The following is a 24,558-nucleotide window of genomic DNA, read 5'->3' as shown; positions in this document are numbered from 1 at the left end:
ACCAGCTTCGCTCACAACTGGCGCGAGTAGCACGATGTCCTCTGACCTGTGGAGCTTTGCCTTGAATGTCTACACCCGAGCGGGTGTGGAAGATGCCTGCCTGCAATTGCAAACAGCAGGCGTCAATGTCTGCCTGTTGCTGTGCGGTTTGTGGCTGGAACAACGCGCGGTGACATGTGATGAACAGCGCTTGAACCAGCTGCGGACGCTGACCGGGCCTTGGGATGCCGAAGTGGTGCAACCGCTGCGTACATTGCGCATGCAATGGAAAACCCGGGCGGTCGACGATGCCGTATTGAAAGGCATGCGCGAGCAGATCAAATCACTCGAACTTGAGGCAGAGCGAGTATTGCTGTCACGGCTTGAGGGTGTAGCGCAGGCGTGGGCGCGAAACGCCGCCGGTTCTACCACCTGGCTTGAGGGAGTGGTTGGCGCGGCGGCCAGCCCGAACCGCGACGCGCTGCAAGTGCTGCGCGTCGCGGCAACCGGCACTTAGGAGGCGCTGGTCGGGTTATTGCTGACGCTCGATGCAGCGGCTGGCGTTGGCGCAGTCGTAGGGACCGAGGTAGTAGCGGCAGGCGCAGCAGCGGCTGGCGTGGCCGGGGTGGCTGGCGCGGCAGGCTTGGCAGCTGGGGCAGCGGCTGGTTTGGCAGCGGCTGGCTTCTTCGCAGCGGGTTTTGCGGCAGGTTTTGCTACTGGCTTGGTGGCTGTTTTTGCAGCAGCAGGCTTGGCAGCAGTGGTCGCAGGTTTGGCAGCGGCAGCCGGTTTGGCGGCTGGCTTTGCGGCGGCTTTAGCGGCTGGTTTTGCAGCTGGCTTGGCGGCAGTTTTTGCAGCCGGTTTAGCCGCAGCTGATTTCGCGGCAGCTGATTTCGCGGCAGGCTTGGCGGCAGCGGTTTTCACAGCAGGTTTTGCGGCGGGTTTCGTCGCAGCTTTCGCTGCAGGTTTAGCGGCCGGTTTGGCAGCGGTGGTTTTCGCCGGAGCGGCTTTGGTCGCGGCGGGTTTTGCAGCCGGTTTGGCGGCGGCAGTTTTAGCGGCAGGCTTGGCGGCAGCTGGTTTGGCAGCGGTGGTTTTCGCCGCCGGTTTTGCAGCGCTCGCCGCAGCCGGTTTTTTCACCGCAGGTTTCACAGCGATTTTGGCGGCTGGTTTGGCTGCGGCTTTCACCGGTGCTTTCGCAGCAGGCTTGGCTGCCGTTTTAGCAGCAGGCTTGGCCGCTGCAGTTTGGGTCTTGTTGGCAGCCGGTTTGGCGGCGACTTTCTTCGCTGGCGTGGCGGCTGGTTTGGCAGCGCGGGTGGACAGGACTTTGCCCACGGCTTCTTGCACGCGACCGACACCCTGGGCCAGTTTCAGGCTTTCCTGGGCATCGCGCTTGAGCTGGAGAATGTAGCTGCGTGTCTCGGACTGACGATCCTTCAGCGCATCGAGCAGGTCTTCCAGTTCTTTCACCGCGCCTTTGGCTTTGGTCTGTGCCTTGGCTTTGCCGGCAGTTGCTGCGTCCTGCAATTTGGTGCGCGATTTGTGCAGTTTTTCCTGCGCCTTGCCGCGTTGCTTTTCCAGCTTGGCGAGCAATTTTTCAGCATCAGCCAAGGCTTGCGAGCAAGCGTTTTCCAAATGCTCGAGCAGGCTGCCCGAGAGTTGTTGGAGTAAGTGCAACGGAGTATTTACAGGCTTCTTGGTGGCCGACATGGTTTACCTCCTGGCTGACGTGAGTGCGGCTCATACTAGACCTCTGCTGATACCGCCGCTAGGGCATCTTGACAGTATCGAAACCGTTGCGTTGCACCGAAACGAAAATGTCTTGCACGAAACCCAAAGGAGTTCACCGGTGCAGCGCTTTGCGCTGGCATAATCCCGCGCATCTCAGGTCGGAGAGTGCCCATGTCACGCTACTTTTTTTTATCCCTCTGCGTGCTTTTTTCAGTCGCCCATGCCGACGAAAAAAACACCGCGAATGATGCTCATGATCTGGCTTACAGCCTTGGGGCGAGTCTCGGCGAGCGCCTGCGCCAGGAGGTTCCACAGTTGCAGATTCAAGCGCTGATCGAGGGCTTGCAACAGGCTTATCAAGGCAAACCATTGGCGTTGAGCGAAGCGCGTATCGAGCAGATTCTGGCTGACCATGAATCGAAGAATGCTGAGCAGGCATCGCTGCATTCGAGCGACGCGGCGATGGAAAACGAACAACGTTTTCTGACGGCTGAAAAAGCCAAACCCGGCGTGAAGGAATTAGCCGATGGCATCCTGCTGACTGAACTCGTTGCGGGTAACGGTGCAAAGGCCGGACCTGATGGAAAAGTGCAGGTGCTGTATGTCGGCAAGCTACCGGACGGCACCGTGTTCGATCAGAACAGCCAACCGCAGTGGTTCAATCTCGACAGCGTGATTGCCGGTTGGCGAACCGCGTTGCAAAACATGCCGGTGGGGGCGAAATGGCGCTTGGTGATTCCATCGGATCAGGCTTATGGCGCTGACGGCGCCGGCGACCTGATCGCCCCGTTCACACCGCTGGTGTTCGAAGTTGAATTGCGTGGCGCGACGGGTTGATCTGGCATAAAAAAGGTGCGCTTTCGGGCGCACCATTTTTTGCTCGGGCTTTTCAATAATCAGGCCTGAACCGGCTCCTCAGCCTTGTGTGCTGTATGCAGCACTTCGATCAGGCAGTCTTCGAGTTCAAAGCGCTCGTGCAGCAGTCCGCCCAGCTCCTTGAATTTCTCGGCGACGCATTTGCCTTCATCACACAGATCGTTGAACGCAAGCAGCTTCTCGGTGATGACGTCGATGCGCGGATAGATCGTATCGGCGAGTTCCAGGCCGCGCTTGTCGTTGAACGCTTTGGCTTCGCCGGTCAGCTGTTCGTAGATTTCGAAGTGCCCGGCCGATACGTAATCAACCAGTACGCCGCAGAATTCCTGCAAGGGCTTGCGGCTCTCCGACAAGGCTTCAGGCTGCGCGCCGAGTTTGTCGTAGGCGCCGATCAGTTCTTCACGCTCCTGCAACCAGCGGTCGATCAGCAGATGAACTCCACCCCAGCGTTCCTGAGCATTCTGACAACTTTCGAGCATGGCGATCTCTCTTCCCTTGTGGGTCATGCTGCTCTACACCCGCGTCCCTGTTCTGATCAGGCTTGGGGGACGGTCGGGCAGAGCGTCATCGAGCAACATGATTCCAATGACACGTGCGGGCCAGATTATGCCCGCGCGCTTATGGCTTCAAGGTACGCAGGAGATAAAGTTCATACAAGTGTTTAATCGCGCAGCATCAGCGTGTGCGACGCTTCGCCGCTGAGCGGGCGTTGCAGAGCGCTCCAGACCAGCCGCAACAGTTGATACACCGCCAGAATCGATACCGCGACGAAGAACAGCAGACTCCATTCCGGGATGCTCAGGTCGAACAGCGTCCAGGAAATTTCCGCGCATTCGGCGGCGCCGCTAAACATCCGTTGCAGCGCGCAGATCCACGGCAGCCCCCCCATAAACGACTCGGGAGCCGCTATGCAATGGTGCAGTTGCAGCACCGGATCACTCTGAATCAGCACCTGCCGCCAGGCCGCCGTGGTGCCACCCAAAGTCGCTCCCAGGGTCACCAGCCAGTACAACCACAGGCCCGCACGCTTGGGGCCGTGCACCGCCGCCACACCACTGCAAACGCAAAGCAGCGTGAGAAACAGCCGCTGCACCAGGCACAGGCTGCAAGGCGTCAGGCCGACAGCGTATTCAAGATAATAGGAAGCTCCCAGAGCAAAGACCCCCGCAATGAAAGCCATGAAGAACAAGGAGCGTGAGCAGGCCAACGACATGGCTTTTCCGTAACAGTAGAGACAGGCGGTTACGGTAGAGGAAAGCGTGTCAGCCTTTCAAGGCGATGCCCTGCGGACAGTTCACCAAAGGTGTAGGGAAAACCCGACAGGTTCGAGAGGAATTGATGTAGCGCGCTGTAAGACTTTGTCCCGCAGCCGCATTGAAGATCGAACTTCAGCGGTAATCGGCAGCGAGGGAGATACCTCCCTCGCCCCTTTCAGACCGCTGTCGGCACTGGCAACGGCGCCGCCAGCAAACGCTCATCCAGCAGGCCAAGGCCTTCCTGGAACAGTTGATTACTGCGCTCGGTATCGCCCAATTGCGCCAGCAGCCTCGCCAGCTCGGCACAGGTTTCCGGATTGCGCTGAACACGCAGGCTGCTTTCCAGGTAATCGCGCGCCTTGCCCCACAAACTGGTTTGCAGACACAGCCGGCCCAGGGTCAGCAGCAGGCTCGGATCGTTCGGGTGATCCTTCAACCAGCCTTCGGCGATTTGCAACTGACGGGCTGGCTCGCTACCGCGCACCAGGCCGTAAAGACGGGCCAGATGGCTGTCGTATTTGCGCTTTAGCGCGGTGCGCAATACCTCTTCGGCCTCGACCTGAGCGCCTGACTGGCGCAGTTGTTCGGCATACGCCAGCACCAGCGAAGGCTCTTGCCGTTGCGCCGAGGTCAGTTGCTGCCAGGCGCGAGTCAGCGATTGCAGGCCCACGCTGCCGTCTTCTTCGCGTTGCGCGGCCAGCGACAGATTTTCGCCCCAGGCGCGGCGCTCCAGTTCTGTCAGCTCCGCCGGTGGCAGAACCTTGTCCTTGCGCAGCTCCGGCAGCAAACGGATCACCGCCGACCATTCGCCGCGTTGCTGATACAAACGCTGCAACTGGCGCAGCGTCTGTGCATTGTGCGGATGCCGCTCGTGCATCGCTTGCAAAGTCACCAGCGCACCGTCGGTATCGCCACGATCAGTTTGCAATTGCGCATGGCTCAAGGCGATCGCCAGTTCCGCCTGCGGTTGACGTTCCAGCGCGCGCTCGAGCAACCGATCGCACTCCTCGTAATGACCTTGTTCGTTAGCCGCGCGGGCGGCGCCAAGGTAGTAGAGAAGCGGTTGGCGCTCGGCTTCGGCGGCTCGCGACAGATGCCGCTGCGCACTGGCCCAGCGACCTTCGGCCAGATCCAGCTGACCATGTTCGATCGCTACCTGCACGCGCCGGCTGCGGTTACGCCGCGACCACGGATTGACCACACCGCTGGAGGTCATGATCAATTCGATCAGCGCCCTGATGCCCCAGACGAGCAGCCACAACACGGCGATGACCGCCAGCGTCGCCCACAGGCTCGATTCATAGCGGAAGCTCTTGTAGGCCACCAGCACGTAACCGGAATGTTCGGCAATCGCCAGCCCCAGCGCCGCCGTCGCCGCGATCACCAGAAACACGATCACATACAGGCGTTTCATGGCGTGGCCTCCTGCGCAGTGTTGGCAGCAGGCTTGGCAAACGGTTTCACCGACTCTTCAGCGTTGACGTTGCGTCGCTCAAGATAGGCCTGGACCGCGCTGAGCGTGCCGGCCAGATCCGGTGTCACGACTGTCACCGGTTCCTTGCTCAACTCGCCGACCTGCTCGAGCATCACCTTGCTTTGCGGATTGTCCGGGTTGAAATTGCCCTTGAGCACATCACGCGCCTCGGCCAGCGCCTGGGTATACACCGACGCCTGCCCGTTGAGGGCTGCCCACTGCGCCTGCTCCAGCGCCAGGCTGAGGGCCAGACGCACCTGACTCAGGCTTTGCCCGGCCAGCAATGGCCTCACATTCTTGTCGGCGTTGAAATCGATGCGGATATAGCGCGATACCTTGTCCCACCATTGCGCCCAGCGACTGGCGCCGTCACCGTCGGCGGTCAGGCCCAGCAGCGATTCGCCGCGGTCCTTGTACTCCGGCGCCAGTTCGGTGAGGTTGATAACCTGGTCGCGCAGCGCGCCCAGGCGCAGGAACAGCCCGGTGCGGTCCGGCTGCTCGGTGCTGCGCAGCGCCACCAGGGTTTTCGCCACCTGCTCGCGCGCGGCGAACGAACCCGGATCGTTTTGCTCGCGAAGAATCTCGTCAGCGCCCTGCACCAGCGCCTGAGCGCTGCTGATGTCCTGCAAGGCTGACAGGCGCAGGCTGGCCAGACGCAGCAAATGTTCGGCTTCGGCCAGACGCCAGTCCTTGCGGCTGGCGCCCAGCACGGTTTCCAGACGCTGATTGAGGCGCTGCTGATCGCCCTGCAACTGCGTCACCAGACGCTGGCGTTCGGCAAGTTCGTCGGCTCCCGGCAGTTGCGCAAGGCGCTCGGTCAGGCGCTGCTCGTTGAGCTTCAGACTCTGCGCCTGATCGTTCAACGCCTGCACCTGACCGGACTGTTGCTGGGTGTTGGTCTGCAGGTGGCGGACCTGCCAGACACCCCAGCCTCCGATCGCCACACCGGCGGCGCCAAGCAACAGGGCGACGATGGCCAGTCCATTGCCTCGGCGCGGCTCTTTGGCCGGCGGTGGAGTTTCAACCTGGGTATCGGTCACAGGTTGCACATCATCTTTAGGCAAGGCTGTTTCGCTCACGTATCCATCCTTTGCATCAGAGAACGGCCACGGGATGTTCCCGTAACGCCGTCAGCAAAGCCGCGGCACTCGCGCCGCGGCAATCCACAACTGTTTGAGCCCCGGCGGCACGTGCCAGCTCGGCGACTCTCGGGCTTGGTACAAACAACGGCAACTGCGCGATGCCTGCCCAGGCTTCACCGGCCATTTGGCGCAGGTGCTCGAAACCCTGTCCACTGCTGACCACCAGGCCGTTCAAGCGTTCCGCTTCGATCCGCCGTGGCAGTTCTTGCGGCGCGTGGCTCGGCAGCTCGCGTCGATACAATTCCAGATACTCGACACTAGCACCTGACTCGCGCAGACGCTCGGCGAGCAGCTCGCGCCCGCCCTCACCACGCAAGATCATCACCCGCGCGCCAGGCTGGCCGAGCACCTTGAGCAGACGCGGCAATTGCAGCAAGGCTTCGCTGTCATCGCCGGCGTCCGGAAAATGCACGTCCAGGCCATGCTCGCGGAGAATATCGCCGGTAGCCGAGCCCACGCTGAACCACGGCATCGTCAATGACTGCGGCTCGTACGTATCAAGCAGATCCAGGGCAATGCGCGCCGCCGGCTTGCTGACCACGATCACCGCGTTGCAATCCGCCAGCCGAATCAGCGCCTGACGAATTGTGGCAGACACAGGCAGCGGAGCTATTTCCAAAAGCGGCAGGCAACTGCTGAAAATCCCCTGCGCGGCCAACGTCTCGGCCAGCGCCGCGCAGTCGTCCGCAGGGCGTGTCAGCAGCAGGCGCCAGCCGGTCACTCGTGACCTGCCTCGCCATATACCGCTTTGAGGATGTCATCGGCGCCCTGGCGCAGCAAGTCTTCGGCGACCTGCACGCCCAAAGCTTCGGCATCGCCGCGCGGCGCACGGGCTTCAGCACTGAGCAGCCTGCCGCCACTTGGCTCACCGACCAGACCGCGCAGCCACAACTGCTCACCTTCGAGCACGGCATAGCAGGCGATCGGCACCTGGCAGCCGCCATTCAAATGTTTGTTGAGCGCACGTTCGGCGCTGACGCGCGACGAGGTGTCGGCGTGATGCAAAGGCGCGAGCAGTGCGTGGATGTGCGTATCGGCGCTGCGGCACTCGATGCCCACCGCGCCCTGACCACCGGCCGGCAGGCTGTCATCGACGCTGATCGCCGAAGTGATACGGTCCTCGAAGCCAAGGCGGATCAGACCGGCCGCCGCGAGGATGATCGCGTCGTACTCACCGGCATCGAGCTTGGCCAGGCGAGTATTGACGTTGCCACGCAAGAAGCGGATCTGCAGGTCCGGACGGCGCGTCAGCAATTGCGCCTGACGACGCAGGCTTGAAGTGCCGACGATGCTCCCGGCAGGCAGCGTTTCGAGGCTGGTAAAGGTATTGGAAACGAAGGCGTCGCGCGGGTCTTCGCGCTCGCAGATGCAGAACAGACCGAGGCCTTCGGGGAAATCCATCGGCACGTCTTTCATCGAATGCACGGCGATGTCGGCTTCGTTTTCCAGCAGCGCGGTTTCCAGCTCCTTGACGAACAGACCTTTGCCGCCGATTTTCGACAGTGGCGAGTCGAGCAGCTTGTCGCCGCGACTGACCATGGGCACCAGCGTTACCTGCAAACCGGGATGGGCCGCTTCCAGACGGGCTTTGACGTATTCGGCCTGCCAGAGGGCCAGCGCACTTTTACGGGTGGCGATGCGGATTTCGCGAGAGGACATGGATCAATCCGTACTGAATAGATACGGCGGATAATAACAGCTCAGCCAAATCCACTTTGACTTGAATCAGAAACGACGTGGCCTCCCTGGCCTGTGATGCCCGGTTCAAGCAGATGGCGCCGCCCGGAGTGACCGGGTCAAAGCCCCTGCATCATTTTGCGTACGCCGGCGACATGACGGCGGCTGACGATCAGCGCATCACCATTGAGGCCTTTGAGGAACAGCTGAAAATGCCCCAGCGGCGTGCGTTGCAGACGCTCGATGCGGTCGCGGGCGACCAGCGCGTTACGGTGGATCCGTACGAAGCGCTCGCCGAACTCGTCTTCCAGCGCCTTGAGTGGCTCGTCCAGCAGCACCTCGCCGGCCTCGTGGCGCAAGGTCACGTATTTGTGGTCGGCGATGAAGTACACCACCTGATCCAGCGGGATCAGCTCGATACCTTTGCGAGTGCGCGCGCTGATGTGGCTGCGTGGGCCGTTGCCGCTTTCGGCAGCGGGACGGGTCAGCGACGAGAGTTGTGCCCGGTTGGGACGCTCAGCCCGCTTCAGGGCTTCCTGCAGATGTTCAGTTCGCACGGGTTTCACCACATAGCCCACGGCACAGGCCTGCAGGGCTTCCACGGCAAATTCATCGGGGCTGGTGCAAAACACCACGGCCGGCGGCGTTTCGCGTTCGCACAGACGGGCAGCCACCTGCAGGCCATCGAGGCCCGGCATGCGGATATCGAGCAAGACGATATCCGGCTTGTGGCTGTCGATCAGTGCCAACGCCTCTTCGCCATTGGTGGCGCTGGGCTCCAGAACTGTATAACCCTCAAGCTCGCTCACCATTCGGCTGAGGCGCTCGCGAGCCAGTGGTTCGTCATCAACGATCAGGACATTCATATTGCGCTGGATTCCTGCGTGAGTCTCGCACAAGGATAGCTAGACAGGTGAAGTGACGTCCGTCACCGCGATCCACGCTAAGACTAGCCTGAGCGCCAAAAAGTGCCGTACGTCGGCCAGCAATATTTGCCAGCGTCCGGGTCGTACTGCTCGAAGCCCGCTGTTTCTTGCGTTTTTCACGGGGTTTGCCGAAGGACAATCCACCCACCCCCTCTTCTTATAGTCGGCGCCCTGCCCTTTGCGCGAGACAAAGCCACGCCGACCCTTACGTCCAACTGTAGACGTTCGTCGGAGCGATATTGCTCAATCGAAAAATATCCTTGCGCAAATTCCCGGCGGGAAGCGCCGGCCACGGCTGACATGCGCCGAAAAAAACGTATCGACCGGTGTCAGCGACAGGATTGGCAACCCTGTTATTATCCGCGCCAGCGTTTCACGCCTTCTTTCTTCAAGCCGATACGAGCGAATTCATGAGCACTGACAAGACCAATCAGTCCTGGGGCGGCCGCTTCAGTGAACCCGTCGACGCCTTCGTCGCCCGCTTCACCGCCTCCGTCACTTTCGACCAGCGCCTGTATCGCCACGACATCATGGGCTCGATCGCCCACGCCACCATGCTGGCCAAGGTCGGCGTGCTGACTGATGCCGAGCGCGACAGCATCATCGATGGTCTGAAGACCATTCAGGGCGAAATCGAGGCCGGCCAGTTCGACTGGCGCGTCGATCTCGAAGACGTGCACATGAACATTGAAGCGCGCCTGACCGATCGCATTGGCGTGACCGGCAAGAAGCTGCACACCGGGCGCAGCCGCAACGATCAGGTCGCCACGGACATTCGCCTGTGGCTGCGTGACGAAATCGATCTGATCCTGGCCGAAATCACCCGCCTGCAAAAAGGCCTGCTGGAGCAAGCCGAGCGTGAGGCCGCGAGTATCATGCCGGGCTTCACTCACCTGCAGACCGCGCAACCGGTGACCTTCGGCCACCACATGCTCGCCTGGTTCGAAATGCTCAGCCGCGATTACGAGCGTCTGGTCGACTGCCGCAAGCGCACCAACCGTATGCCGTTGGGTAGCGCCGCGCTGGCCGGCACCACGTACCCGATCGACCGCGAATACACCGCGCAACTGCTGGGCTTCGATGCCGTCGGCAGCAACTCGCTGGACAACGTTTCCGATCGCGATTTCGCCATCGAATTCTGCTCGGCCGCGAGCATCGCGATGATGCACCTGTCGCGCTTCTCCGAAGAGCTGGTGCTGTGGACCAGCGCGCAGTTCCAGTTCATCGATCTGCCAGATCGTTTTTGCACCGGCAGCTCGATCATGCCGCAAAAGAAAAACCCCGACGTGCCAGAACTGGTACGCGGCAAGACCGGCCGGGTGTTCGGCGCGCTGATGGGCCTGCTGACCCTGATGAAAGGCCAGCCGCTGGCCTACAACAAGGACAACCAGGAAGACAAGGAACCGTTGTTCGACGCCGCCGATACATTGCGCGATTCGCTGCGCGCGTTTGCCGACATGATCCCGGCGATCAAACCCAAGCACGCGATGATGCGTGAAGCGGCGCTGCGCGGTTTCTCCACCGCGACCGATCTGGCCGACTATTTGGTACGCCGTGGCCTGCCGTTCCGCGACTGCCACGAAATCGTTGGCCACGCCGTGAAATATGGCGTGGATACCGGCAAGGATCTGGCCGAGATGAGCCTGGAAGAGCTGCGCCAGTTCAGCGACCAGATCGAGCAGGACGTGTTTGCCGTGCTGACTCTGGAAGGTTCCGTCAACGCCCGCGACCATATCGGCGGGACTGCACCGGCGCAGGTCAAGGCTGCGGTGGCCCGCGGTCAGGCATTGATCGCCAGCCGCTAAAAGTTAAAAGCATCGCGAGCAGGCTCACTCCTACAGGGGGACGCATTCCAACTTGTAGGAGTGAGCCTGCTCGCGATAGCTTTTTTCAGTCCACCGCAAATCTCACTTCTTGGCAGCAATCATCGCCAAAAACCCCGGCATCGCCGCATCCTTGTCCGCGGCAATCTTCTGCACATGCGGATTCTGCTCAAGCCGCTCCAGCAGCGCATTCGCTTGTGGCATGTCTGCCAGCCAATCGATCCCGAACAGCTTCTGCCCGACCGCACACGCCAGCGGCACGCTGTAGAGGAAATACAGATCCGCGATGCTCAAACTGTCGCCCGCCACATACGGGGCGAACTTGCCATGGCGGCCCAGCGCCGCAAAACCCAGCTGCAGTTCAGTCCTGGTCTTGTCCTTGATCGCGTCCGACAGGGTCATGCCGAAAAAAGCTTCGCCATAACAGGCGCGGCCCGGCAACTCGATGTACAGCTCGATTTCCTTGGCGATCGCCAGTACCTGCGCGCGTTCGAACGGGTCGCTCGGCAGCAGCGGCGTGCCTTGCTGAGTCTGTTCGAGGTATTCGAGAATGATCGCGGTTTCGTTGATATAACCGGCGTCGACGCCGAGCACCGGCACCTTGCCGCGCGGGCTGATGGTCAGCGATTCCGCGGTTTGCGTCGGATAGAAAGTCACTTCCTCAAACGGCAGGCCTTTTTCCAGCAACGCCAGTTTGACCATGTTGTAGTAATTGCTGACAGAGAAACCGTAGAGCTTGAACATCACAGAGCCTCCAGGCCGTGCGGGGTGGGCAGTGCCTGTTTATAGATCGCTACGGCGATTCCCGCCAGCAGCATCACGCCGCTGAATGCGGGTAAACTGGGCGCCTTTCCTTGAGGAGCCTGCCATGAGCGAGCCGACAGATATCGTCAACGATGACGACGAAGAAGCATTCACCGAGGCAACGCTGATCGAAGCCATCGAAAACCAGATCGAGAGCGGCAACCCGCCAGCAGCCAAGGCGACCTTCAACAAGTTGAAGTTGGTGGGCACGGAGCGCGAGGAGATCCTTGAACTGATGGCGCACGTGCTGGCTTACGAGATTGACGCGATGCTGGATGAAGACCGCGCGTTCGATACAGAATGGTACGAAGCGGCGTTGCGTGCATTGCCTGAGTTGCCACCAGAAAAGCAGTGAACCCCATCCTGTAGGAGTGAGCCTGCTCGCGATAGCGTTCTGTCAGTGACGAATATGCTGACTGGCACTCCGCTATCGCGAGCAGGCTCACTCCTACAATGTTTGTAACGTATCCATCCAGCCAACTCCCCGGCCCTGACTACACTGAAATCCGTCTCAAGACAAAATCCCTTGATCTGAGCACTGGACAGGCCGCACCCGCGGGTTCACCTTAGGGGCGCTGTCGTCCAATTCCTAGAAAGTCTGGAGTCCTTATGTCGCTTACCCCTGAGTTGGTTGCCGAACTGGAAGTCCTCGCACTCTTTCCCCTGGACAGTTCCCAGGAAGGTCTGAAAATTCATCAGACCGCTGCCCCGAAACACATCGCCGCTGCCCGGCGCCTGTTTGAAAAAGACCTCACCGATCAGCCCGATGGCGGCTATCTGACCAGCCTCGGTCGCGATGCCGCGCAAAACGTGCAAACCGTGCTGACCATTTTGAAAGAGCAGGAAACCGCCTGATTCCCTGACTTCGCCCACGGAAACTCCTGCCACGGGATTTCCGCGGGCCTGCCGTTTTGTTCCGCGATAGAAACCTGACGTCAAAAAACAAATTCAGCTGAAACTCCCGCTGCGCTACGGCTAAACTGCCTCCCATTCCGAGACCCTCTACGTCCGAGCCTGCGAGCCGGTTTGAGCTGACATGACGCGCACCCATGAAATTCGCCCCGACCTGGACGAGGGCATTGACCGCAAGACGCTCACCCAGCTGCGCGCGCGTTTTCTCAAACTCAATGAAGGCCGCCTAGGCCGCGCCCTCGAAGGTCTATCGACCCGGCAACAGAGCGTGTTGACATTGCTGCCGCTGTTCTTCCACGTCAATCACCCGCTGCTGCCCGGTTATGTCTCAGGCAGCACGCCGGCCGGCCTGTCGAATTACGAGCCGGATGCCGACAGCCTCGCCGAAGCCCAGCGCCTGACCCGCTCGTTCTCGTACAAGCCGCGCCATGGCAGCAACCCGCCGCGACCGATTCACGGCCTGTTTCTCATGGGCAGCCTCGGCACGCTGGCCCAGGCCGATCAGAGCGACATGGACGTGTGGGTATGCCATGCGCCGGATCTGAGCGAAAGCGAGCTCGCCGAACTGCAGCGAAAATGCCAGTTGCTCGAAGTCTGGGCCGCGAGCCAGGGCGCCGAGGCGCACTTCTTTCTGATCGATCCGGCGCGCTTCGTCAAAGGCGAACGCGACGCGCAGCTCAGTTCGGAAAACTGCGGCAGCACGCAGCACTTTCTGTTGCTGGACGAGTTCTATCGCACCGCCATCTGGCTGGCCGGGCGCACGCCGATCTGGTGGCTGGTGCCGGTGTATGAAGAAAGCGCGTACGACGCCTACACCCACACGCTGCTGTCCAAACGCTTCATTCGCGCCGACGAAACCCTTGATCTCGGACCCATGGCGAGCATTCCGCCGGGCGAGTTCATCGGTGCCGGGTTGTGGCAACTGTTCAAGGGCATCGAGTCGCCGTACAAATCGGTGCTCAAATTGCTGCTGACCGAGGTCTATGCCAGCGAACACCCGCAAGTGCAGTGCCTGAGCCTGCGCTTCAAGAAAGCCGTGTTCGCCAATCAACTGGACCTGGATGAGCTGGACCCTTACATGGTCGTGTACCGGCGTATCGAGGAATACCTGATTGCCCGCAATGAGCCGGAACGCCTCGAGCTGGTACGTCGCGCGCTGTATCTCAAGGTCAACCGCAAGCTCACCGGCAACAGCCGTACCCAGAGCTGGCAACGCTCGCTGCTCGAGCGACTGGCTAACGAGTGGCATTGGGATCAACGGCAACTGACCCTGCTCGACAGCCGCAGCCAGTGGAAAGTCCGCCAGGTCAGCGCCGAACGCCGCGCGCTGGTCAACGAATTGAATTACAGCTATCGCTTCCTCACCCAGTTCGCCCGCACCGAGCAGACCGTCAGCCTGATCAACAAGCGTGATCTGAATGTTCTCGGTCGTCGCCTGTACGCAGCGTTCGAGCGCAAGGCCGACAAGGTCGAGTTCATCAACCCCGGCATCGCCCCGGATCTGGCCGAAGACACCCTGACCCTGGTGCAATCGCGCAATAAAAAGGAGCCGGGGCAAACCCAGTGGGGCCTGTACAACGGCAGCCTGACCGCGCTGGAGTGGGAACATTTCGCGCCGATCAAGCGCAGCCGCGAACTGCTCGAACTGCTGACCTGGTGCCACCGCAACGGCGTAATCGACAGCAGCACGCGGCTGGCCCTGCATCCGGGCAACAGCGACTTGAGCGAATTCGAACTGTTCAACCTGCTCGGCAGCCTGCAACAGTGCATCGCCCTGCCCTTGCCCACGGTCGCCGAGGAACCACTGCTGCGCGCCGCCGTGCCGAGCGAGGTGCTGATGCTGGTCAACGTCGGGATTGATCCGCTCAAGCATCATCGCGACCTGAATATCCTGATGACCACCGAGCGCACCGACTCGCTGAGCTACGCCGGCGTGCGCGAAAATCTCGTGCTGACGCTGGATCAGGTCACGCTCAACAGCTGGAACGAGGTAATGGTCAACCGCTTCGACGGGCCGCACGCCTTGCTCGACTGTCTGCGCGATTACCTCAACAATCTGCCGCGCGGGCCGTTGCAGCCGTCGTTGAAAGTGCGCTGCTTCTGCCACAACCGCGCGCAATTCATTGCCCGTCGTGTCGAAGAAATCGTCGACACCGCACAGACCCTGCTGCTCAGCGAACTGAACCATCGTTACCTGATTCAGGTGCAGCAGCACTATCACGCGCTGGAACTGGTGCCGGGTCAGGTCAACCATGTGGCGCTCGCCACCCTGCCGGCACTGCTCGACTACCTCGGCGAGGAACAGCCGCGCTACAGCCCGCTGCACCTGGACCCAATGGCGCTGGAAGAACACGATCTTGCACTGATCCTGCCGATGGGCCAGCCGGAATGCATTCAGGTGTTTTACCGCATCAGCGAGCAACACGCCGAGCTGTACGTGCTGGATGAGTTCAACGCGCTGTGGCAGCAGCATCTGCCGTACCACGACGAGCAAAGCCTGTTGGTGCCGTTGCAGCGTTTCCTGCAGTCGATCCTGTTCCGTCGCGAAGCCGTACTGCCGATGGAGGCCGGCTCCGACAGTCGCCTGGAAATTCTCTATTACCAGTTGTTGCCTTCAGGTCCGGGACGCGCGCGCCGGGTCGAAGCGCGGCCCGCGCCGCAGACGCCGGTCAACGAGCCGTTTTATGACGTGCAAGCCATCGTCGGCAAAGCCGCACCGGGCGAAGTGCAGGTCACCTTGTATTGCAATCAGCGGGAATTCAGCGAGCTGGAGCATGGCGACCAGTTGTTCAGCGTGGTCGCCCGCGAGATCGTCGGGCAGCGCCGCGAAGCCGAGCGCTACCGTTGCTACATCACCGACCTCGACCTTTCGGGCCTGCTCGGTGACGGGCAGAGTTCGAGCAATCTGTATTTGCGTTACAAAGCTGACCTGGAGCGCGCTCTGAACGAGGCGCTTGAACAGGTCTGACGCGGGGCTTATTCGGGAAAAGCGCCACCGTTGGCCGGCTGCGACTCGACTTCGAGCAGGGTCAGTTTGAGGGTCTTGCCACCCGGTGCCGGCCAGTCGATGTGCTGCCCGACCTTCAGGCCCAGCAGCGCGCTGCCGACCGGGGCGAGAATGGAGATCTTGCCTTCATCGGCGTTGGCGTCCTTGGGATAGACCAGCGTCAGGTGGTAATCCTTGCCACTGCCTTCTTCGCGGCAATGCACACGGGAATTCATGGTCACGACGTCCGCCGGCACTTCATCGTGGCCGACCACGGTGTCGGCGCGATCCAGCTCGGTTTGCAGCGCGATCACGCCCGGCGCAGCCTGGTCTTTCTCACTCAGGCTATCGATCAAGCGCTCCAGACGTTGTACGTCCAGACGGGTAAGGGTGATGGAAGGTGCGGTCATGATCCGGGCAGACTCCTTTCTTCTGCACAAAAAAAGCAAAACCCCGCCAAAAAAGACGGGGTTTTTACCAGGCCTCGGTCGTTTGAGGCGTTCGCGGACACTATCACAGCTCAAAAAATATACAAGTCACGTCCCACTGGATTGCTTGCGCTGTGACGCTTGGGCAACGATCACCCGGCGCCGCTGGTCATCCGCCGAGCGCCATTCGCGAATGTCTTCGACGTGGCGCGCACAGCCGAGACAGACTTTCTGTTCGTCCAGTCGACATACACCCGTGCACGGCGAAGGCACCGCCGGGCTGACGTTGCTGTAAAGCGGTTTTGGCGAGCGAACAGGCGCTGCATCAGTCACGAATCACAGACCTTCGAAATCGAATTCAGCGCCAGCCTGCTGCTTGACGATGCGCTCGAGCATTTCGCCCAATTGCTCTTCGCTCTTGTCGCACATCCAGCGCTCGCTTTCTTCGTCATAGTCGAAGTGGAAGCCGCCGGACACCGCCGCCAGCCACAGCTGACGCAGCGGCTCCTGGCGACTGAAGATCAGTTGGCTGCCGTTTTCGAACTTGACAGTCAGCACACCGGCCGAGCTTTCCAGGTCGATGTCCAGGTCGCTTTCATCAAAGATGTCTTCCAGTTTTTCCTGGGTTTCATCGACCAGATCGTGGAAACGGGCTTCGGACAAACTCATTGCGGCAACCTCAAAAATTGTCTGATCAGGCTCAAGCGCCGAAAGATACGGACGCTGCCGGCCGATTGCAAAGGATAACGACCAAGCGCCTGCAGCGCCTCCCTGTAGGAGCGAGCCTGCTCGCGAAAGCGCGGTGTCAGGCGCTGAAGATGTCGAATCTACCGGCCCCTTCGCGAGCAGGCTCGCTCCCACAGGGAGGCTGCGGCTGACTCGGGTACCCCGCCAGACGGGAGGGCCATTACATAGGCAAGCTGCCGGGTGGCCGGTATACTCCGGCGCAATTAACGCATTTTCAAGGATTTCGCCATGAAGCGCCTGATCTCTTCCCTTGCTGCGCTCGTCGCGGTTGCCTGCCTCGTTTCGGCCTGCGGTCAAAAAGGCCCGCTGTACCTGCCCGATGACGATCAGGACCCGGCCGAGCAAGCCCAATCGTCGCAAAAGCAACCGTCCAAAGCACACAAGCACGACGTTTACTAAGGGATCGCCATGGACGCTTTTAACTACCGCGGCGGCGAGCTGTTCGCGGAAGGTGTGGCGCTGTCGGCCATCGCCGACCGCTTCGGCACCCCGACCTATGTCTACTCGCGCGCGCACATCGAGGCCCAATATCTGGCTTTCGCCGATGCGCTGGCCGGCATGCCGCACCTGGTCTGCTTTGCAGTCAAGGCCAACTCCAACCTCGGCGTATTGAATGTCCTGGCGCGTCTGGGCGCCGGTTTCGACATCGTTTCCCGTGGCGAGCTGGAACGCGTACTGGCCGCTGGCGGCAGCGCCGACAAGATCGTTTTCTCCGGCGTCGGCAAGACCCGTGACGACATGCGTCGCGCCCTCGAAGTTGGTGTGCACTGCTTCAACGTCGAATCCACCGATGAGCTCGAGCGCCTGCAAGTGGTCGCCGCCGAGCTGGGCGTGCGCGCCCCGGTTTCGCTGCGGGTCAACCCGGACGTCGATGCCGGCACCCATCCGTACATTTCTACCGGTCTCAAAGAGAACAAGTTCGGCATCGCCATTGCCGATGCCGAAGACGTGTACGTGCGCGCCGCGCATCTGCCGAACCTGGAAGTGGTCGGCGTCGACTGCCACATCGGTTCGCAACTGACCACGCTGCCGCCGTTCCTCGATGCTCTCGACCGTTTGCTGGATCTGGTCGACCGCCTGGGCGATTGCGGCATTCACCTGCGCCACATCGATCTCGGTGGTGGTTTGGGTGTGCGTTATCGCGATGAAGAGCCACCGTTGGCCGCCGACTACGTCAAGGCCGTCCGCGAACGCCTCGAAGGCCGCGATCTGGCGCTGGTGTTCGAGCCGGGCCGTTTCATCGTTGCCAACGCCGGCGTGCTGCTGACCCAGGTCGAGTACCTCAAGCACACCGAACACAAGGATTTCGCCATCGTCGACGCGGCGATGAACGACCTGATTCGCCCGGCGCTGTATCAGGCGTGGATGGACGTCACTGCGGTGAAACCGCGTGAGACCGCCGCCCGCACTTACGACATCGTCGGCCCGATCTGCGAAACCGGCGACTTCCTCGCCAAGGACCGTGAGCTGGCGCTGGCCGAAGGCGACTTGCTGGCCGTGCATTCGGCCGGTGCCTACGGTTTCGTCATGAGTTCCAACTACAACACCCGCGGACGCGCCGCCGAGGTGCTGGTAGACGGTGATCAGGTTTTTGAAGTGCGCCGCCGCGAAACCGTGGCCGAGCTGTTTGCCGGCGAAAGCCTGCTGCCGGAGTAACCCATGCTGCTGCGTTTTACCAAAATGCACGGCCTGGGCAATGACTTCATGGTTCTCGACCTGGTCAGCCAGCACGCGCACATTCAGCCCAAACATGCCAAGCAATGGGGCGACCGCCATACCGGTATCGGTTTCGACCAGTTGCTGATCGTCGAAGCCCCGAGCAACCCGGACGTGGATTTCCGTTACCGGATCTTCAATTCCGACGGTTCCGAGGTCGAGCAGTGCGGCAACGGTGCGCGCTGCTTCGCCCGCTTCGTGCTCGACAAGCGCCTGACCGCGAAACGGCAGATCCGCGTCGAGACCAAGGGCGGCATCATCGAACTGGACGTGCGTAACGACGGCCAGATCGGCGTCAACATGGGCGCGCCGCGCCTGGTGCCGGCGGACATTCCGTTCCAAGCGCCAGCGCAGGCCAGCAGCTATCAGCTGGAAGTTGACGGCACCACGGTCGAACTGGCCGCCGTGTCGATGGGCAACCCGCACGCCGTATTGCGTGTGCAGGACATCAACAATGCACCGGTGCATGAGCTGGGGCCGAAAATCGAGCACCATCCGCGCTTTCCAGCGCGGGTCAATGTCGGCTTCCTTCAGGTCATCGATCGCCACCGTGCGCAATTGCGCGTGTGGGAACGCGGCGCCGGGGAAACCCAGGCCTGCGGCACCGGCGCGTGCGCGGCGGCTGTCGCGGCCATCAGTCAGGGGTGGATGGATTCGCCACTGTTGATCGACCTGCCCGGCGGGCGTCTGTCCATCGAGTGGGCCGGCCCCGGCCAACCGGTACTGATGACCGGTCCGGCAGTGCGTGTATATGAAGGACAAGTGCGTCTTTGAGTGAGCAGAAACCATGACCGATAAGCCTCAGGTACCCGCCCGACAGTCCGACGAATCCGCGTCCGCGAATCTGGAAGCGGCAGCAGTCGCCGCCTACCTCGAGGCTCATCCGGACTTCTTCGTCGAGCACGAAGAACTGCTGCCGGCCATGCGCATCCCGCACCGTCGCGGTGACACCGTGTCGCTGGTCGAACGACAGATGACCATCCTGCGTGATCGCAACATCGAGATGCGTCACCGCCTCTCGCAGCTGATGGATGTTGCCCGCGATAACGATCGCCTGTTCGACAAGACCCGCCGGCTGATCCTCGCCCTGATGGACGCTTCCAGCCTGGAAGACGTAGTAATCAGCGTCGAAGACAGTCTGCGCCAGGATTTCCAGGTGCCGTTTGTCAGCCTGATCCTGCTCGGCGACAACCCGGCACCGGTCGGTCGCTGGGTCACTCACGCCGACGCCCAGGTCGCCATCGGCGGCCTGCTCACCGAAGGTAAAAGTGTCAGCGGCAGCCTGCGTGAACACGAGCTGGATTTTCTTTTTGGCGAAGAGCAGCGCAAGCAGATCGGCTCGACCGCCGTGGTCGCGGTCAGCCATCAAGGCATCCACGGCATTCTGGCGATCGCCAGCCGTGATCCGCAGCATTACAAAAGCTCGGTCGGCACGCTGTTTCTCAGCTACATCGCCGAAGTCATGGGTCGCGTGCTGCCACGGGTCAACAACTCCTTGCGTTCGGTACGCTGAACATGGAACGGCAACTGGACGCTTACTGCGAGCACCTGCGCAGTGAGCGCCAGGTGTCGCCGCACACGCTGTCGGCCTACCGCCGCGACCTCGAAAAAGTCCTCGGCTGGTGCATCAAGCAGAACATCGGCAGCTGGGCCGCGCTGGATATCCAGCGCCTGCGCAGCCTGATCGCTCGCCTGCATGCGCAGGGCCAGTCCTCGCGCAGCCTCGCCCGCTTGCTTTCGGCTGTACGCGGGCTCTATCACTACCTCAATCGTGAAGGCCTGTGCGATCACGACCCGGCCACGGGTCTGGCGCCACCGAAAGGCGAACGTCGCCTGCCGAAAACCCTGGATACCGACCGCGCGCTGCAATTGCTCGAAGGCGCGGTCGAGGATGATTTTCTGGCGCGCCGTGATCAGGCGATTCTCGAACTGTTCTACTCTTCAGGCCTGCGTCTTTCCGAACTGACCGGGCTCAATCTCGATCAACTCGATCTGGCTGACGGCATGGTTCAGGTGCTCGGCAAGGGCAGTAAAACCCGTTTGCTGCCGGTAGGCAAAAAGGCCCGCGAAGCGATCGAACAGTGGCTGCCGCTGCGAGCGATGACCAACCCGGCGGACGATGCCGTGTTCGTCAGCCAGCAAGGCCGGCGCCTCGGCCCGCGAGCGATTCAGGTGCGCGTCAAACTGGCTGGCGAGCGCGAACTGGGGCAGAACCTGCACCCGCACATGCTGCGGCATTCTTTCGCCAGCCACTTGCTGGAATCCTCTCAGGACCTGCGCGCCGTGCAGGAACTGCTCGGCCACTCCGACATCAAGACCACGCAGATCTATACCCACCTGGACTTCCAGCACCTGGCCGCGGTCTACGACAGTGCCCACCCCCGGGCCAAACGCATGAAAGGCGATGATTCATGAGCATTCAGTTGATCACCTTCGACCTCGACGACACCTTGTGGGATACCGCGCCAGTGATTGCCAGCGCCGAAACCGTCCTGCGTGAGTGGCTTGGCGAGCACGCAGCGAATCTGGGCGCGGTGCCGGTCGAGCACTTGTGGGCGATACGTGAGCGTGTGCTGAGCCGCGAGCCCGGGCTGAAACATCGCATCAGCGCCTTGCGTCGGCGCGTGCTGTTCCATGCGCTGGAGGAGTCCGGTTACGCCCACGACGAGGCGTCGGATCTGGCCGACAAGGCGTTTGAAGTATTCCTGCATGCGCGGCACCAGATCGAGGTGTTCCCCGAAGTCCAACCGGTGCTGGAGATCCTCGCCAATCACTACGCGCTGGGGGTGGTCACCAACGGCAATGCCGATGTGCGCCGACTGGGGCTGGCGGATTTCTTCAAGTTTGCCCTGTGCGCCGAAGATATCGGCATCGCCAAACCGGATGCGCGACTTTTTCAGGAGGCGCTGCAGCGTGGTGGTGCCACCGCCGAAACCGCCGTGCATATCGGCGATCATCCGGGCGACGACATTGCCGGCGCACAGCAGGCCGGGTTGCGAGCGATCTGGTTTAACCCGGCGGGCAAAGTCTGGGAAGCGGAGCGCCTGCCGGATGCCGAAATTCGTAGCCTCACGGATCTGCCCGCGCTACTCGCCCGCTGGAATACCACCTCGAAATAATCCACAAACCCTGTGGGAGCGAGCTTGCTCGCGAAAGCGTCAGGTCAGTCACTGCAATGCTGAATGACCTACCGCATTCGCGAGCAAGCTCGCTCCCACAAGGGAACTGCATTCACTTCAGCTCCTTTATTCCAGGCATGAAAAAGCCCGCAGCGACGGCGGGCTTTTTCAGCAAGCGAGCGACACGCCTCAGATAGGGCGGCTGCCGTACTTGTTGTCCGGCTTCTTGGGCGGATCGGCGACCACATTGGCCTCCACTTCCTGCACCTTGCCACCGCGCGCAAGGAACTCTTCCATGGCCTTGGCCAGGGCATCGCGCTCCTTGTTCTTGGCTTCAATGCTCGGCAACTCATCCACCGACACCGCCGCCTTGGCTTTGCCTTTGGCAGCCGGGGCCGGCGCGTCGTCACCGCCATCGTCTTCAGCAACTTCCGCTGCTGCTTCCAGACCTTCCTCGGCCTCGTCTTCGTCGCCTACTTCGAGGTCGTCGTTTTCCAGATCATCGTCGCTCATGTTCTACCTCATGACTTGCGAAAAGCAGATTAGTTATAGACCAGCTTTGGCGACTGTCGAAAGTCGCCGGAAAAAAATCGGTAACCATTGATGACCAACGGCTCATGCCCCTTCACCGTGCAAGGTGGCGAGGACTTTACGGGCACCGCCATGATCACGGTGCTCGCCCAGATAAACGCCTTGCCAGGTTCCCAGTGCCAGGCGACCTGCCGAAACCGGCAGACTGATCTGGCAGCCAAGCACGCTGGCCTTGAAGTGCGCCGGGAGGTCGTCCAGGCCTTCGTCGTTATGCTCATAGCCGTCTGTTCCTTGTGGGATCAGACGATTGAAAAATCGTTCGAAGTCGCGACGTACCGCCGGATCGGCGTTCTCGTTGATGGTCAACGACGCCGAGGTATGCTGCAGCCACAAATGCAACAGACCGATCCGACACTTCCTGAGTTCAGGCAGGTTTTCGATCAGCTCATCCGTTACCAGATGAAAGCCCCGGGGCCGTGCCCGCAGGGTTATCAGAGTCTGTTGCCACATACAGTTCTCCGCACGTTCGGGGCGCATTCTAGCGCGCTCTGGGAAAAAACAAAGACCCTAATATTCCCGCAGTGATGTAAGCCATTCGCCGGGTAAAAACGCCACGGGTAAACACGACCAAAGCCGTACGAAAAATCCTTTCAGCTGCATTCACAATGACAAATCGCGGACAAAAAAATGCCCGGCGAGCCGGGCAATTTTTTTCTGCGCGTACTTACAGGTTGTAGCCGCGTTCGTTGTGTTGTGCCAGATCGAGGCCGACCGACTCTTCTTCCTCGGTCACGCGCAGACCCATCACCGCGTCCAGGACCTTGAGGATGACGAAGGTGACGATCGCGGTGTAGATCACCGTGAAGCCGACGCCTTTGATCTGAATCCAGACCTGTGCGCCGATGTCGGTCACGGTGCCGAAGCCGCCCAGCGCAGGAGCTGCAAACACACCGGTGAGGATCGCGCCGAGGATACCGCCGATACCGTGTACGCCGAACGCGTCCAGGGAATCGTCATAACCGAGTTTGCGTTTCAGGGTGGTGGCACAGAAGAAGCACACCACGCCCGCGGCCAGACCGATCACCAGTGCGCCCATCGGGCCTACGGTGCCGGCGGCCGGAGTGATGGCGACCAGACCGGCAACCACACCCGAGGCAATGCCCAGTGCGCTTGGCTTGCCGTGGGTGACCCACTCGGCAAACATCCAGCCCAGTGCCGCAGCGGCGGTGGCGATCTGAGTAACCAGCATTGCCATGCCGGCGGTGCCGTTGGCCGCCGCAGCGGAGCCGGCGTTGAAGCCGAACCAGCCGACCCACAGCATGGCCGCGCCCATCAGCGTGTAACCGAGGTTGTGCGGAGCCATCGGGGTGGTCGGGAAGCCTTTGCGCTTGCCCAGTACCAGGCACGCGATCAGACCAGCCACACCCGCGTTGATGTGCACGACGGTGCCGCCGGCGAAGTCGAGCACGCCCCAGTCCCACATCAGGCCGCCGTTGCCGGACCAGACCATGTGCGCAATCGGTGCATAAACGAGGGTGAACCAGATGCCCATGAAGATCAGCATCGCGGAGAACTTCATGCGCTCGGCGAACGCACCGACGATCAGCGCCGGGGTGATGATCGCAAAGGTCATCTGGAAGGTAATGAACACCGCCTCAGGGAACAGCGCCGCCGGGCCAGTGATGCTCGAAGGCGTGACACCGGCGAGGAACGCCTTGCCCATGCCACCGAAGAACGAATTGAAGTTGACGACGCCCTGCTCCATGCCTGTGGTGTCGAAGGCAATGCTGTAGCCATAAATGACCCACAGGATGCTGATCAGACCGGTAATGGCGAAGCACTGCATCATCACGGAAAGAATGTTTTTCGAGCGGACCATGCCGCCGTAGAACAGCGCCAGGCCGGGAATGGTCATGAACAGCACAAGGGCTGTCGAGGTGAGCATCCAGGCAGTGTCGCCGGAATTGAGGACTGGGGCCGCCACTTCGTCTGCCGCCATTGCAAGGCTGGGCATTACGATGGACAACAGGGCTCCTAGCCCTGCGAATTTACGCAGAGTCATATTGTTTTCTCCTGGGGCGTTGGGGTTTGTGGCGGCTTAGATCGCGTCGGTATCGGTTTCGCCGGTACGTATGCGGATCGCCTGTTCCAGATTGACCACGAAGATCTTGCCGTCACCGATCTTGCCGGTGTTGGCAGCCTTGGTTATCGCTTCGATAACCCGGTCCAGATCTTTGTCGTCGATGGCCACGTCGATTTTCACCTTGGGCAGAAAATCGACCACATATTCCGCGCCGCGATACAGCTCGGTGTGACCCTTCTGCCGGCCGAAGCCTTTGACTTCAGTAACGGTAATGCCCTGCACGCCGATTTCGGACAGCGACTCGCGCACGTCGTCCAACTTGAACGGCTTGATGATGGCAGTGACTAGCTTCAT

Annotated in this window: 28 protein-coding genes; 12 read left to right on the top strand and 16 right to left on the bottom strand. The window is 61.1% G+C overall.

Annotation, left to right across the window (positions count from 1 at the left end; all coding sequences use genetic code 11):
• Positions 1 to 34 precede the first annotated feature (34 nt).
• Positions 35 to 496, top strand: coding sequence for a TIGR02444 family protein (locus tag V6F91_RS11000; RefSeq protein WP_332764273.1), 462 nt, complete (start codon positions 35 to 37; stop codon positions 494 to 496).
• Here V6F91_RS11000 and V6F91_RS10995 read toward each other — a convergent pair.
• A complete protein-coding gene (locus V6F91_RS10995) occupies positions 493 to 1,683 on the bottom strand; it encodes an AlgP family protein (protein WP_332764271.1) in 1,191 nt (396 codons plus the stop codon). The genes V6F91_RS11000 and V6F91_RS10995 overlap by 4 nt on opposite strands.
• A gap of 192 nt (positions 1,684 to 1,875) precedes the next feature.
• Between V6F91_RS10995 and V6F91_RS10990 the strand changes: the two genes are divergently transcribed.
• The gene (locus V6F91_RS10990) at positions 1,876 to 2,541 is read left to right on the top strand and encodes an FKBP-type peptidyl-prolyl cis-trans isomerase (protein ID WP_332764268.1); all 666 of its coding nucleotides are present in this window, start codon (positions 1,876 to 1,878) and stop codon (positions 2,539 to 2,541) included.
• Between the two features lie 59 nt (positions 2,542 to 2,600).
• Here the strand turns inward: V6F91_RS10990 and rsd are convergent, their stop codons facing one another.
• The 7 genes from rsd to V6F91_RS10955 form a co-directional block, all read right to left on the bottom strand.
• Positions 2,601 to 3,059 (bottom strand): sigma D regulator, encoded by a 459-nt coding sequence (gene rsd, locus V6F91_RS10985; protein WP_332764267.1) that lies wholly within the window; start codon positions 3,057 to 3,059, stop codon positions 2,601 to 2,603.
• A 182-nt stretch (positions 3,060 to 3,241) separates the two neighbouring features.
• A complete protein-coding gene (locus tag V6F91_RS10980) occupies positions 3,242 to 3,793 on the bottom strand; it encodes a disulfide bond formation protein B (RefSeq protein ID WP_332764266.1) in 552 nt (183 codons plus the stop codon).
• Between the two features lie 218 nt (positions 3,794 to 4,011).
• Entirely contained in the window at positions 4,012 to 5,250 is a 1,239-nt protein-coding gene (locus tag V6F91_RS10975; RefSeq protein ID WP_332764265.1) for a heme biosynthesis protein HemY, read from the bottom strand.
• Positions 5,247 to 6,389: a uroporphyrinogen-III C-methyltransferase gene (locus V6F91_RS10970; protein WP_332764263.1), complete on the bottom strand. Its 1,143-nt coding sequence runs from the start codon at positions 6,387 to 6,389 to the stop codon at positions 5,247 to 5,249. Before V6F91_RS10970 ends, V6F91_RS10975 begins: the two co-directional genes overlap by 4 nt.
• 16 nt (positions 6,390 to 6,405) lie before the next feature.
• Positions 6,406 to 7,173 (bottom strand): uroporphyrinogen-III synthase, encoded by a 768-nt coding sequence (locus V6F91_RS10965; RefSeq protein ID WP_332764261.1) that lies wholly within the window; start codon positions 7,171 to 7,173, stop codon positions 6,406 to 6,408.
• On the bottom strand, positions 7,170 to 8,111 hold the full coding sequence (gene hemC, locus V6F91_RS10960) for a hydroxymethylbilane synthase (protein WP_332764259.1): 942 nt from the start codon (positions 8,109 to 8,111) through the stop codon (positions 7,170 to 7,172). The genes V6F91_RS10965 and hemC overlap by 4 nt, the downstream gene beginning before the upstream one ends.
• 137 nt (positions 8,112 to 8,248) lie before the next feature.
• Positions 8,249 to 8,995: a LytTR family DNA-binding domain-containing protein gene (locus V6F91_RS10955; protein ID WP_332764257.1), complete on the bottom strand. Its 747-nt coding sequence runs from the start codon at positions 8,993 to 8,995 to the stop codon at positions 8,249 to 8,251.
• Between the two features lie 470 nt (positions 8,996 to 9,465).
• Here V6F91_RS10955 and argH point away from each other — a divergent pair, with 470 nt between their 5' ends.
• Complete coding sequence (argH, locus tag V6F91_RS10950) at positions 9,466 to 10,860, top strand: argininosuccinate lyase (protein ID WP_332764255.1); 1,395 nt, start codon at positions 9,466 to 9,468, stop codon at positions 10,858 to 10,860.
• Between the two features lie 102 nt (positions 10,861 to 10,962).
• On the opposite strand, the gene V6F91_RS10945 is transcribed toward argH, so the two are convergent.
• On the bottom strand, positions 10,963 to 11,622 hold the full coding sequence (locus tag V6F91_RS10945) for a glutathione S-transferase (protein ID WP_332764253.1): 660 nt from the start codon (positions 11,620 to 11,622) through the stop codon (positions 10,963 to 10,965).
• 124 nt (positions 11,623 to 11,746) lie between these two features.
• Between V6F91_RS10945 and V6F91_RS10940 the strand changes: the two genes are divergently transcribed.
• From V6F91_RS10940 to V6F91_RS10930, 3 genes are all read left to right on the top strand, one after another.
• Positions 11,747 to 12,037: a hypothetical protein gene (locus V6F91_RS10940; protein WP_332764251.1), complete on the top strand. Its 291-nt coding sequence runs from the start codon at positions 11,747 to 11,749 to the stop codon at positions 12,035 to 12,037.
• Positions 12,038 to 12,291: 254 nt separating this feature from the next.
• Positions 12,292 to 12,537 carry a TIGR02647 family protein gene (locus V6F91_RS10935; RefSeq protein ID WP_332764249.1) on the top strand — a complete coding sequence of 82 codons (246 nt, stop codon included), beginning with the start codon at positions 12,292 to 12,294 and terminating at the stop codon, positions 12,535 to 12,537.
• Between the two features lie 181 nt (positions 12,538 to 12,718).
• The gene (locus tag V6F91_RS10930) at positions 12,719 to 15,562 is read left to right on the top strand and encodes a class I adenylate cyclase (protein ID WP_332764248.1); all 2,844 of its coding nucleotides are present in this window, start codon (positions 12,719 to 12,721) and stop codon (positions 15,560 to 15,562) included.
• Positions 15,563 to 15,570: 8 nt separating this feature from the next.
• Here the strand turns inward: V6F91_RS10930 and rnk are convergent, their stop codons facing one another.
• The 3 genes from rnk to cyaY form a co-directional block, all read right to left on the bottom strand.
• Positions 15,571 to 15,990 (bottom strand): nucleoside diphosphate kinase regulator, encoded by a 420-nt coding sequence (gene rnk, locus V6F91_RS10925; protein WP_093097081.1) that lies wholly within the window; start codon positions 15,988 to 15,990, stop codon positions 15,571 to 15,573.
• Positions 15,991 to 16,116: 126 nt separating this feature from the next.
• The gene (locus V6F91_RS10920) at positions 16,117 to 16,341 is read right to left on the bottom strand and encodes a DUF1289 domain-containing protein (RefSeq protein WP_332764245.1); all 225 of its coding nucleotides are present in this window, start codon (positions 16,339 to 16,341) and stop codon (positions 16,117 to 16,119) included.
• Between the two features lie 3 nt (positions 16,342 to 16,344).
• Positions 16,345 to 16,677, bottom strand: coding sequence for an iron donor protein CyaY (cyaY, locus tag V6F91_RS10915; protein ID WP_077575013.1), 333 nt, complete (start codon positions 16,675 to 16,677; stop codon positions 16,345 to 16,347).
• 306 nt (positions 16,678 to 16,983) lie between these two features.
• Between cyaY and lptM the strand changes: the two genes are divergently transcribed.
• Genes lptM through V6F91_RS10885 form a run of 6 tightly spaced genes read left to right on the top strand, consistent with a single transcriptional unit; the run spans position 16,984 to position 21,590 of the window.
• Positions 16,984 to 17,154 carry an LPS translocon maturation chaperone LptM gene (gene lptM, locus V6F91_RS10910; protein WP_016772589.1) on the top strand — a complete coding sequence of 57 codons (171 nt, stop codon included), beginning with the start codon at positions 16,984 to 16,986 and terminating at the stop codon, positions 17,152 to 17,154.
• Between the two features lie 9 nt (positions 17,155 to 17,163).
• Positions 17,164 to 18,411 (top strand): diaminopimelate decarboxylase, encoded by a 1,248-nt coding sequence (lysA, locus tag V6F91_RS10905; protein ID WP_332764241.1) that lies wholly within the window; start codon positions 17,164 to 17,166, stop codon positions 18,409 to 18,411.
• A gap of 3 nt (positions 18,412 to 18,414) precedes the next feature.
• On the top strand, positions 18,415 to 19,245 hold the full coding sequence (gene dapF / locus V6F91_RS10900; RefSeq protein WP_332764239.1) for a diaminopimelate epimerase: 831 nt from the start codon (positions 18,415 to 18,417) through the stop codon (positions 19,243 to 19,245).
• 13 nt (positions 19,246 to 19,258) lie between these two features.
• A complete protein-coding gene (locus V6F91_RS10895) occupies positions 19,259 to 19,984 on the top strand; it encodes a DUF484 family protein (protein ID WP_332764237.1) in 726 nt (241 codons plus the stop codon).
• Between the two features lie 2 nt (positions 19,985 to 19,986).
• Positions 19,987 to 20,886 carry a tyrosine recombinase XerC gene (gene xerC / locus V6F91_RS10890; RefSeq protein WP_332764235.1) on the top strand — a complete coding sequence of 300 codons (900 nt, stop codon included), beginning with the start codon at positions 19,987 to 19,989 and terminating at the stop codon, positions 20,884 to 20,886.
• On the top strand, positions 20,883 to 21,590 hold the full coding sequence (locus V6F91_RS10885) for an HAD family hydrolase (RefSeq protein WP_332764233.1): 708 nt from the start codon (positions 20,883 to 20,885) through the stop codon (positions 21,588 to 21,590). The genes xerC and V6F91_RS10885 overlap by 4 nt, the downstream gene beginning before the upstream one ends.
• A gap of 189 nt (positions 21,591 to 21,779) precedes the next feature.
• Here the strand turns inward: V6F91_RS10885 and sutA are convergent, their stop codons facing one another.
• The 4 genes from sutA to glnK all read right to left on the bottom strand — a co-directional run bounded on the left by sutA (position 21,780) and on the right by glnK (position 24,558).
• A complete protein-coding gene (gene sutA, locus V6F91_RS10880; RefSeq protein ID WP_332764231.1) occupies positions 21,780 to 22,103 on the bottom strand; it encodes a transcriptional regulator SutA in 324 nt (107 codons plus the stop codon).
• A gap of 102 nt (positions 22,104 to 22,205) precedes the next feature.
• On the bottom strand, positions 22,206 to 22,631 hold the full coding sequence (locus tag V6F91_RS10875; RefSeq protein WP_093097054.1) for a secondary thiamine-phosphate synthase enzyme YjbQ: 426 nt from the start codon (positions 22,629 to 22,631) through the stop codon (positions 22,206 to 22,208).
• Between the two features lie 214 nt (positions 22,632 to 22,845).
• The gene (locus V6F91_RS10870) at positions 22,846 to 24,183 is read right to left on the bottom strand and encodes an ammonium transporter (RefSeq protein WP_332764227.1); all 1,338 of its coding nucleotides are present in this window, start codon (positions 24,181 to 24,183) and stop codon (positions 22,846 to 22,848) included.
• 36 nt (positions 24,184 to 24,219) lie between these two features.
• Positions 24,220 to 24,558 carry a P-II family nitrogen regulator gene (gene glnK / locus V6F91_RS10865; protein ID WP_002555808.1) on the bottom strand — a complete coding sequence of 113 codons (339 nt, stop codon included), beginning with the start codon at positions 24,556 to 24,558 and terminating at the stop codon, positions 24,220 to 24,222.

It is taken from the genome of Pseudomonas koreensis (assembly GCF_036668835.1).
Classification (GTDB): Bacteria; Pseudomonadota; Gammaproteobacteria; order Pseudomonadales; family Pseudomonadaceae; genus Aquipseudomonas; species Aquipseudomonas koreensis_I.
Note: the sequence above shows the minus strand (reverse complement) of the source record. Positions and strands in the feature narration are given on the sequence as shown.

Coding starts and splice junctions, on each gene's coding strand:
- V6F91_RS11000 (WP_332764273.1), top strand. CDS start 35: ATGTCCTCTGACCTGTGGAGCTTTGCCTTGAATGTCTACACCCGAGCG.
- V6F91_RS10995 (WP_332764271.1), bottom strand. CDS start 1,683: ATGTCGGCCACCAAGAAGCCTGTAAATACTCCGTTGCACTTACTCCAA.
- V6F91_RS10990 (WP_332764268.1), top strand. CDS start 1,876: ATGTCACGCTACTTTTTTTTATCCCTCTGCGTGCTTTTTTCAGTCGCC.
- rsd (WP_332764267.1), bottom strand. CDS start 3,059: ATGCTCGAAAGTTGTCAGAATGCTCAGGAACGCTGGGGTGGAGTTCAT.
- V6F91_RS10980 (WP_332764266.1), bottom strand. CDS start 3,793: ATGTCGTTGGCCTGCTCACGCTCCTTGTTCTTCATGGCTTTCATTGCG.
- V6F91_RS10975 (WP_332764265.1), bottom strand. CDS start 5,250: ATGAAACGCCTGTATGTGATCGTGTTTCTGGTGATCGCGGCGACGGCG.
- hemC (WP_332764259.1), bottom strand. CDS start 8,111: ATGTCCTCTCGCGAAATCCGCATCGCCACCCGTAAAAGTGCGCTGGCC.
- V6F91_RS10955 (WP_332764257.1), bottom strand. CDS start 8,995: ATGAATGTCCTGATCGTTGATGACGAACCACTGGCTCGCGAGCGCCTC.
- argH (WP_332764255.1), top strand. CDS start 9,466: ATGAGCACTGACAAGACCAATCAGTCCTGGGGCGGCCGCTTCAGTGAA.
- V6F91_RS10945 (WP_332764253.1), bottom strand. CDS start 11,622: ATGTTCAAGCTCTACGGTTTCTCTGTCAGCAATTACTACAACATGGTC.
- V6F91_RS10940 (WP_332764251.1), top strand. CDS start 11,747: ATGAGCGAGCCGACAGATATCGTCAACGATGACGACGAAGAAGCATTC.
- V6F91_RS10935 (WP_332764249.1), top strand. CDS start 12,292: ATGTCGCTTACCCCTGAGTTGGTTGCCGAACTGGAAGTCCTCGCACTC.
- V6F91_RS10930 (WP_332764248.1), top strand. CDS start 12,719: ATGACGCGCACCCATGAAATTCGCCCCGACCTGGACGAGGGCATTGAC.
- rnk (WP_093097081.1), bottom strand. CDS start 15,990: ATGACCGCACCTTCCATCACCCTTACCCGTCTGGACGTACAACGTCTG.
- cyaY (WP_077575013.1), bottom strand. CDS start 16,677: ATGAGTTTGTCCGAAGCCCGTTTCCACGATCTGGTCGATGAAACCCAG.
- lptM (WP_016772589.1), top strand. CDS start 16,984: ATGAAGCGCCTGATCTCTTCCCTTGCTGCGCTCGTCGCGGTTGCCTGC.
- lysA (WP_332764241.1), top strand. CDS start 17,164: ATGGACGCTTTTAACTACCGCGGCGGCGAGCTGTTCGCGGAAGGTGTG.
- dapF (WP_332764239.1), top strand. CDS start 18,415: ATGCTGCTGCGTTTTACCAAAATGCACGGCCTGGGCAATGACTTCATG.
- V6F91_RS10895 (WP_332764237.1), top strand. CDS start 19,259: ATGACCGATAAGCCTCAGGTACCCGCCCGACAGTCCGACGAATCCGCG.
- xerC (WP_332764235.1), top strand. CDS start 19,987: ATGGAACGGCAACTGGACGCTTACTGCGAGCACCTGCGCAGTGAGCGC.
- V6F91_RS10885 (WP_332764233.1), top strand. CDS start 20,883: ATGAGCATTCAGTTGATCACCTTCGACCTCGACGACACCTTGTGGGAT.
- sutA (WP_332764231.1), bottom strand. CDS start 22,103: ATGAGCGACGATGATCTGGAAAACGACGACCTCGAAGTAGGCGACGAA.
- V6F91_RS10875 (WP_093097054.1), bottom strand. CDS start 22,631: ATGTGGCAACAGACTCTGATAACCCTGCGGGCACGGCCCCGGGGCTTT.
- V6F91_RS10870 (WP_332764227.1), bottom strand. CDS start 24,183: ATGACTCTGCGTAAATTCGCAGGGCTAGGAGCCCTGTTGTCCATCGTA.
- glnK (WP_002555808.1), bottom strand. CDS start 24,558: ATGAAGCTAGTCACTGCCATCATCAAGCCGTTCAAGTTGGACGACGTG.